Consider the following 6,654-nt stretch of genomic DNA (forward strand, 5'->3'; position numbering starts at 1 on the left):
ACGTGCCGTCGAACAACGGGTCATCGAACAACGGGCTAGGGGCAGTCATGAGTCAGCAGGTTTGCATCATCGGTGGGGGCGTCATCGGCTTGGCCAGTGCCTACGCCCTGGTCCGCCAGGGCTTCGAGGTGACCCTGGTGGAGGCCCAGGAGTCCCTGGGCAGCCAGACCAGCTTCGCCAACGGCGGGCAGTTGTCCTATCGCTATGTGGCGCCTTTGGCCGATGCCGGTGTGCCCTGGCAGGCCCTGGGCTGGATGCTCAAGGGCGACTCGCCGCTCAAGCTGCGCCCGCGCCTGGACCCGGCGCAGTGGCGCTGGCTGGCGGGTTTCCTGGGGGCTTGCCGGCACTCGGTGAACCAGCGCAATGGCGCGCACCTGTTGCGCCTGGCGCTGCTCAGCCAGAGCACCCTGCAACGCTGGCGCGAAGAGGATGGCCTGCAGGGCTTCGACTGGCGGCGCAATGGCAAGCTGGTGACCTTTCGCGAGCCCGGCAGCTTCGAGCATGCCCGGCACAACCTGGCGGACAGCCGCCAGCAGCAGGTGTTGTCGGCTGCCGAATGCACCGCCCTGGAGCCGACCCTGGGGGACACGCCCTTCGTCGGTGGCATCTATACCCCGGATGAAGAAGTGGCCGACTGCCACGCGTTCTGCCAGCAGCTGGCGACGTGGCTGCGGGCCTCCGGGCGCTGCGAAATCCTTCTTGGCCAGCGGGTCCGGGCCATCCACCACGCGGGCGACCGGGTCCAGGCCATCGACCTGGGCGAGCGCCAGTTGCCGGTGCAGCATCTGGTGCTGGCGGCCGGTCACCGCAGCCCCGAGTTGCGCCTGCCGGGGCTCAAGCTGCCGCTGTATCCCCTCAAGGGCTACAGCCTCAGCGTGCCCATCGGCCCGCAGCACCGGGCGCCGGAGATCAGCATCACCGACTACAACCGCAAGATCGTCTACGCGCGCATCGGCCAGCAGCTGCGGGTGGCGGCAATGGTCGACATCGTCGGTTTCGACCCCGCGCCGGACCCAGGCCGCTTGGCCCTGATGCGCCGTCAGGCGGCCCAGACCTTCGCCGCTGCCGGTGACTACGATGCCGCGGTGGAATGGGCCGGCATGCGTCCGGCCACCCCCAGCGGCGTGCCGCTGATCGGCGCCACCGCCTACCGCAACCTGTGGCTCAACCTCGGCCACGGCGCGCTGGGTTTCACCCTGGCCTGTGGCAGCGGCCAGTTGCTGGGCGAACTGATCGGCCAGCGTTCTACCAGCATCGACATGCAGGGCCTGACGCCCCGCGTCGCCTGAACGTTCAAAGGAGTCTTCAGATGAGTATCCAGCGTATCCACAGCAATGAGCGCCTGAGTGGCGCGGTGACCTTTGCCGAACTGGTGTTTCTCTCCGGCCAGGTGCCGGGGGCCAGCAGCGACATCGGCGGCCAGACCCGCGAGGTGCTGGAGAAGATCGACGCCTTTCTGGCCGAGGCCGGCAGCGACAAGGACCATCTCTTGAGCGCGACGATCTACCTCAAGGACATCCAGGCCGACTTCGCGGTGATGAACGAAGTCTGGTCGGCCTGGCTGTCTCCCGGCCAGGCGCCGGCGCGCACCACCTTGCAGGCGGCCCTGGCGCGCCCGCAGATCCTCGTCGAAATCAGCGTCATCGCGGTTCGCCGCTGAGCCGCCTTAACCCACAACGGAGAATAACAATGCATAAGATCACGTTGCTCGGCTGCACCCTGGGGCTGTTGTTCAGCGCCATTTCCCAGGCCAATGACGCGCCTCTGGACGGCACCCTGGCCAAGATCGCCAACAGCGCCAGTATTACCTTGGGTTATCGCGATGCTTCGGTGCCCTTTTCCTACGTGGGCGACAACAGCGGCAAGCCCATGGGCTATTCGGTGGAGCTGGCGAGCAAGGTGGTGGAGCGCATCCAGCAGCAGTTGCACCTGCCCAAGCTGAATGTGAAGTACAACCTGGTGACCTCGCAGACGCGCATTCCCCTGGTGCAGAACGGCACCGTGGACCTGGAATGCGGCTCCACCGGGGTGACCGCCGAGCGGCAGAAGCAGGTGGCGTTTTCCTACGGCTTCATCTACGTCAAAGGTCAGCTGCTGACCGCCAAGGACAGTGGGATCAAGCGCTTCGCCGACTTGCGGGGCAAGAACGTGGTGACCACGGCGGGCACCACCAATGAGCGTTTTCTCAAGAACTACAACGTCGAGCACAAGATCGACATGTTCGTGATCAGCGCCAAGGATCACGGCGAAGCTTTCCAGATGCTCCAGACCGGGCGCGCAGCGGCGTTCTACATGGATGACGCGCTGCTCTACGGCGAACGGGCCAAGGCCCGCGATCCGCACAATTGGGTGGTGGTGGGGGAGGAGCAGTCGCGGGAGATCTACAGCTGCATGGTGCGCAAGGACGACCCGCAGTTCCTGGCGCTGGTCAACGGCACGCTGGCGGATCTGTACCGCTCCGGGGAAATCAACGGCATCTACCAGCGCTGGTTCCAGCAGCCGATTCCGCCCAAGGGCCTGAATCTGGAATTCCCCATGACCGCTGAGCTGAAAGCCATCATCGCCCGGCCCACCAGCGATCCGGTGGAGTAACCGGTTGTTGTAGGGGCTGGCATGCCAGCCCCTGCATCGTTTTGCGTTAGAAATCGCCCCACAGTTGTTGGGCCACGGCCAGGGCGACCACCGGGGCGGTTTCGGTGCGCAGCACGCGAGGGCCGAGGCGGGCGGGCAGGAAGCCGGCGCCGTGGGCCTGCTCCACTTCGGCATCGGACAGGCCGCCCTCCGGGCCTATCAGGAAGGCCAGGGTCTGCGGTTTGGCGTGGCTTTCCAGGGGCTGGGCCACCGGGTGCAGTACCAGCTTCAGGTCGGCCTCGGTCTGCTTGATCCAGTCCGCCAGCAGCACGGGCGGATGAATCACCGGGACTCGCGAGCGCCCGCATTGCTCGCAGGCGCTGATGGCCACCTGGCGCCAGTGCAGCAGGCGCTTGTCGGCGCGTTCGTCCTTGAGCCGCACTTCGCAGCGTTCGCTGAAGATCGGGGTGATCTCGCTGACCCCCAGCTCCGTGGCTTTCTGAATCGCCCAGTCCATGCGTTCGCCGCGGGACAGGCCCTGGCCGAGGTGAATCCGCAGGGGCGACTCTGGCTGGCCGGCGAAGCTTTCATCCAGCTGCACGCGAACCCGCTTCTTGCCCACTTCCACCAGGGTGCCGCGAAACTCCGTTCCCGAGCCGTCGAACACTTGCAGCGCATCGCCTTCGGCCATGCGCAGCACGCGCCCGATGTAGTGGGCCTGGGCTTCCGGCAGTTCATGCTCGCCGAGGCTCAGGGGGGCGTCGATAAAGAAACGGGACAATCTCATCTGGGTTCTCTGTTGAATGTGCATCGGTGGAAAGCATGCTGTGGCGAGGGAGCCGGTTCCCGCTCGGCGGTGAAGCCGTCGTTGAATCCGCCGGGGTGCTCAGCCTGGTTTTGGGAGCGCTGCGCGGTCCAGCGGGAGCACGCTCCCTCGCCACAATGGATGGCCTGCTCTAGCCCGGATCGCGAAAGCCCGGGTGGAAGTCCTTGGGCACGGCCACGCTGACGCTGTCGCGGGTGGCGATGTCGATGCCTTCGCTGGCGACTTCGGCGAGGAAGTCGATCTGCTCCGGGGTGATTACGTAGGGCGGCAGGAAGTACACCACGCTGCCCAGGGGGCGCAGCAGCGCGCCGCGCTCCAGGGCGTGCTGGAACACCTTCAGGCCGCGTCGTTCCTGCCAGGGGTAGGCGGTCTTGCTGGCCTTGTCCTGGACCATCTCGATGGCCAGGACCATGCCGGTCTGGCGCACTTCGGCGACGTGGGGGTGGTCCACCAGGTGCGCGGTGGCGCTGGCCATGCGTTGGGACAGGGCGCGGTTGCTGGCGATGACGTTGTCCTGCTCGAAGATGTCCAGGGTCGCCAGGGCCGCCGCACAGGCCAGCGGGTTGCCGGTGTAGCTGTGGGAGTGGAGGAAGGCGCGCAGGGTCGGGTAGTCGTCGTAGAAGGCGCTGTAGACGTCATCGGTGGTCATGCACGCGGCCAGGGGCAGGTAGCCGCCGGTCAGGGCCTTGGACAGGCACAGGAAATCCGGGCGGATGCCGGCCTGTTCGCAGGCGAACATCGTGCCGGTGCGGCCGAAGCCGACGGCGATCTCGTCGTGGATCAGGTGCACGCCGTAGCGGTCGCAGGCTTCGCGCAGCAGCTTGAGGTACACCGGGTGGTACATGCGCATGCCGCCGGCGCCCTGGATCAGCGGCTCGACGATGACCGCGGCGACGCTGTCGTGGTGCTCGGCCAGGGTCTGTTCCATGGCGGCGAACATGTTCCGCGAGTGTTCTTCCCAGCTCATGCCCTCGGGGCGCAGGTAGCAGTCCGGGCTCGGCACCTTGAGGGTGTCCAGCAGCAAGGCCTTGTAGGTCTCGGTGAACAGCGGCACGTCGCCCACCGACATCGCGGCGATGGTTTCACCGTGGTAGCTGTTGCTCAGGGTGACGAAGCGCTTCTTGTTCGGTTGGCCGCGGTTGATCCAGTAGTGAAAGCTCATCTTCATCGCCACTTCGATGCACGACGAACCGTTGTCGGCGTAGAAGCAGCGGGTCAGGCCTTCAGGGGTGATCTGCACCAGGCGCTCGGACAGCTCGATCACCGGCTGGTGGCTGAAACCGGCGAGGATCACGTGTTCCAGCTGGTCCACCTGGTCTTTGATGCGTTGGTTGATGCGTGGGTTGGCGTGACCGAAGACGTTGACCCACCAGGAGCTCACCGCATCCAGGTAGCGTTTGCCTTCGAAGTCTTCCAGCCAGACGCCTTCACCGCGCTTGATCGGGATCAACGGCAGTTGTTCGTGGTCTTTCATCTGGGTGCAGGGATGCCACAACACCGCAAGATCGCGTTGCATCCACTGGTTATTCAGGCCCATGTACAGTCTCCTGGAGGCGCTTCGCTGACAGCGCGGGCGGACAATCGAGCAAGCCTATGCAATGCATGGCCGCGGGACAACCTAATGTGAGGGCGGTTGGCGCAGACTCAGTCGCCCTGGGTGCAAAGACGTGTCCGAGCGCTATCAGGGCACCGGCCAGGGGTATATCTGATGCGTCTGAAAAAGCCCTTAATCTTTTCTTAACGCCTTGAGTCCAGACTATCGATCGTATTTCTCGATATTTCAAAGCAAAAAATTCCGCTTTAATTCGATAGGTAAATCGCTAGTCTTGATCTGCGTTTCTTACAGGATGCAACTGATGCAGTTACGTAATTCTTCTTCTCGCTATGGCTGGTTAAGCATTGTTCTGCACTGGGGTGTGGCCCTTGTGGTGTTCGGTCTGTTCGCCCTGGGTTTGTGGATGGTCGGCCTCGACTACTACAGCACCTGGCGCAAAGACGCGCCGGACTTGCACAAGAGCATCGGCCTGACACTGCTTGCGATCATGCTGCTGCGGGTGCTGTGGCGGCTTGTCAGCCCGCCACCAGCGGCGCCGGCCAACCATGGACCCCTGACCCGTCTGGGGGCCAAGTTGGGGCACGCGCTCCTTTACCTGGGCTTGTTTGCGGTAATGATTGCCGGCTACCTGATTTCCACCGCAGATGGCGTGGGTATCCCGGTGTTCGGCTTGTTTGAAGTGCCTGCCCTGATCTCCGGGCTACCGGACCAGGCAGATGTAGCAGGCGTGGTGCATCTGTACCTGGCCTGGGGGCTGGTGATCTTTGCCGGTGTCCATGGCCTGGCTGCGCTGAAGCACCACTTTATCGATCGTGATGCGACCCTTACCCGTATGCTGGGCCGCAAAGCCTGATGTTCAACCTTGACTCAAAGGAATAGAAAGCATGTTGAAAAAGACTCTCGCCGCATTGGCCATCGGTTCTGCTGTATTGGCGGCCGGTCAAGTGATGGCAGCGGACTACGTGATCGACAAGGAAGGCCAGCACGCCTTCGTCGACTTCAAGATCAGCCACCTGGGCTACAGCTTCATCACCGGTACCTTCAAGGACCTGGACGGCAAGTTCAGCTTCGACGCGGCCAAGCCTGAAGACGCCAAGATCGAAGTCAACGTGCGCACCGCCAGCGTGTTCACCAACCACGCCGAACGTGACAAGCACATCACCAGCAAGGACTTCCTGGAGTCCAGCAAGTTTGCCGATGCCAAGTTCGTCTCCACCAGCGTCAAGCCGACCGGCAAGAATGCCGATGGCAAGCTGACCGCCGACGTGGCGGGTGATCTGACCCTGCACGGCGTGACCAAGCCGGTGGTGGTCAAGGCCACTTTCCTGGGTGAAGGCAAGGATCCATGGGGCGGCTACCGTGCCGGCTTCGAAGGCACCACCAGCATCAATCGCCAGGATTTCGGCAAGATGATGGACCTGGGTCCGGCGTCCAACAACGTCGACCTGTACATCAGCTTCGAAGGTGTGAAAGCGAAGTAATGCTTCGCCTGTAGCCGCTGCCGTAGGCTGCGACAAGGCCCGCAGGGCCTTCGCGATCTCACCCGCACAGCCCTTACTGGACTGATCGCAACCTGCGCCAAGGCAAAGAAACGCCCCCGACCACAAATCGGGGGCGTTTTTTATTGCCCGTCATGCAACCCGGTGAGCCTGGCAGGCCCTTGCGCCGGGTTCCCCGTCGTTCGCAGCCTGCGGCAGCGGCT

The 6,654-nt window shown here is 63.9% G+C and carries 7 protein-coding genes; 5 read left to right on the forward strand and 2 right to left on the reverse strand.

Going from position 1 to position 6,654, the window contains the following annotated elements:
- Positions 1 to 47: 47 nt before the first annotated feature.
- The 3 genes from LXM55_RS14825 to LXM55_RS14835 are packed head-to-tail and all read left to right on the forward strand — an operon-like array spanning position 48 to position 2,592.
- Positions 48 to 1,289 carry a D-amino acid dehydrogenase gene (locus tag LXM55_RS14825; protein ID WP_233321021.1) on the forward strand — a complete coding sequence of 414 codons (1,242 nt, stop codon included), beginning with the start codon at positions 48 to 50 and terminating at the stop codon, positions 1,287 to 1,289.
- A 20-nt stretch (positions 1,290 to 1,309) separates the two neighbouring features.
- Positions 1,310 to 1,660, forward strand: coding sequence for a RidA family protein (locus LXM55_RS14830; protein ID WP_233321022.1), 351 nt, complete (start codon positions 1,310 to 1,312; stop codon positions 1,658 to 1,660).
- A gap of 29 nt (positions 1,661 to 1,689) precedes the next feature.
- Positions 1,690 to 2,592, forward strand: a complete 903-nt coding sequence (locus LXM55_RS14835; protein ID WP_233321023.1) for a transporter substrate-binding domain-containing protein — start codon at positions 1,690 to 1,692, stop codon at positions 2,590 to 2,592.
- A gap of 46 nt (positions 2,593 to 2,638) precedes the next feature.
- Here the strand turns inward: LXM55_RS14835 and LXM55_RS14840 are convergent, their stop codons facing one another.
- Together LXM55_RS14840 and LXM55_RS14845 are read right to left on the reverse strand one after the other, a co-directional pair.
- A complete protein-coding gene (locus tag LXM55_RS14840) occupies positions 2,639 to 3,358 on the reverse strand; it encodes a 16S rRNA (uracil(1498)-N(3))-methyltransferase (protein WP_233321024.1) in 720 nt (239 codons plus the stop codon).
- A gap of 169 nt (positions 3,359 to 3,527) precedes the next feature.
- Entirely contained in the window at positions 3,528 to 4,934 is a 1,407-nt protein-coding gene (locus tag LXM55_RS14845; RefSeq protein WP_233321025.1) for an adenosylmethionine--8-amino-7-oxononanoate transaminase, read from the reverse strand.
- A gap of 319 nt (positions 4,935 to 5,253) precedes the next feature.
- Here LXM55_RS14845 and LXM55_RS14850 point away from each other — a divergent pair, with 319 nt between their 5' ends.
- Together LXM55_RS14850 and LXM55_RS14855 are read left to right on the forward strand one after the other, a co-directional pair.
- Positions 5,254 to 5,805 carry a cytochrome b gene (locus LXM55_RS14850; protein WP_233321026.1) on the forward strand — a complete coding sequence of 184 codons (552 nt, stop codon included), beginning with the start codon at positions 5,254 to 5,256 and terminating at the stop codon, positions 5,803 to 5,805.
- Between the two features lie 31 nt (positions 5,806 to 5,836).
- Positions 5,837 to 6,433: a YceI family protein gene (locus tag LXM55_RS14855; RefSeq protein ID WP_060841506.1), complete on the forward strand. Its 597-nt coding sequence runs from the start codon at positions 5,837 to 5,839 to the stop codon at positions 6,431 to 6,433.
- Positions 6,434 to 6,654 lie beyond the last annotated feature (221 nt).

Origin of the sequence: Pseudomonas sp. Au-Pse12 (assembly GCF_021341665.1) — a bacterium.
In the GTDB taxonomy this organism is placed as follows: domain Bacteria; phylum Pseudomonadota; class Gammaproteobacteria; order Pseudomonadales; family Pseudomonadaceae; genus Aquipseudomonas.

Excerpts from the sequence above, each read along its gene's own strand:
- LXM55_RS14825 (WP_233321021.1), top strand. The coding sequence starts at position 48 with ATGAGTCAGCAGGTTTGCATCATCGGTGGGGGCGTCATCGGCTTGGCC.
- LXM55_RS14830 (WP_233321022.1), top strand. The coding sequence starts at position 1,310 with ATGAGTATCCAGCGTATCCACAGCAATGAGCGCCTGAGTGGCGCGGTG.
- LXM55_RS14835 (WP_233321023.1), top strand. The coding sequence starts at position 1,690 with ATGCATAAGATCACGTTGCTCGGCTGCACCCTGGGGCTGTTGTTCAGC.
- LXM55_RS14840 (WP_233321024.1), bottom strand. The coding sequence starts at position 3,358 with ATGAGATTGTCCCGTTTCTTTATCGACGCCCCCCTGAGCCTCGGCGAG.
- LXM55_RS14845 (WP_233321025.1), bottom strand. The coding sequence starts at position 4,934 with ATGGGCCTGAATAACCAGTGGATGCAACGCGATCTTGCGGTGTTGTGG.
- LXM55_RS14850 (WP_233321026.1), top strand. The coding sequence starts at position 5,254 with ATGCAGTTACGTAATTCTTCTTCTCGCTATGGCTGGTTAAGCATTGTT.
- LXM55_RS14855 (WP_060841506.1), top strand. The coding sequence starts at position 5,837 with ATGTTGAAAAAGACTCTCGCCGCATTGGCCATCGGTTCTGCTGTATTG.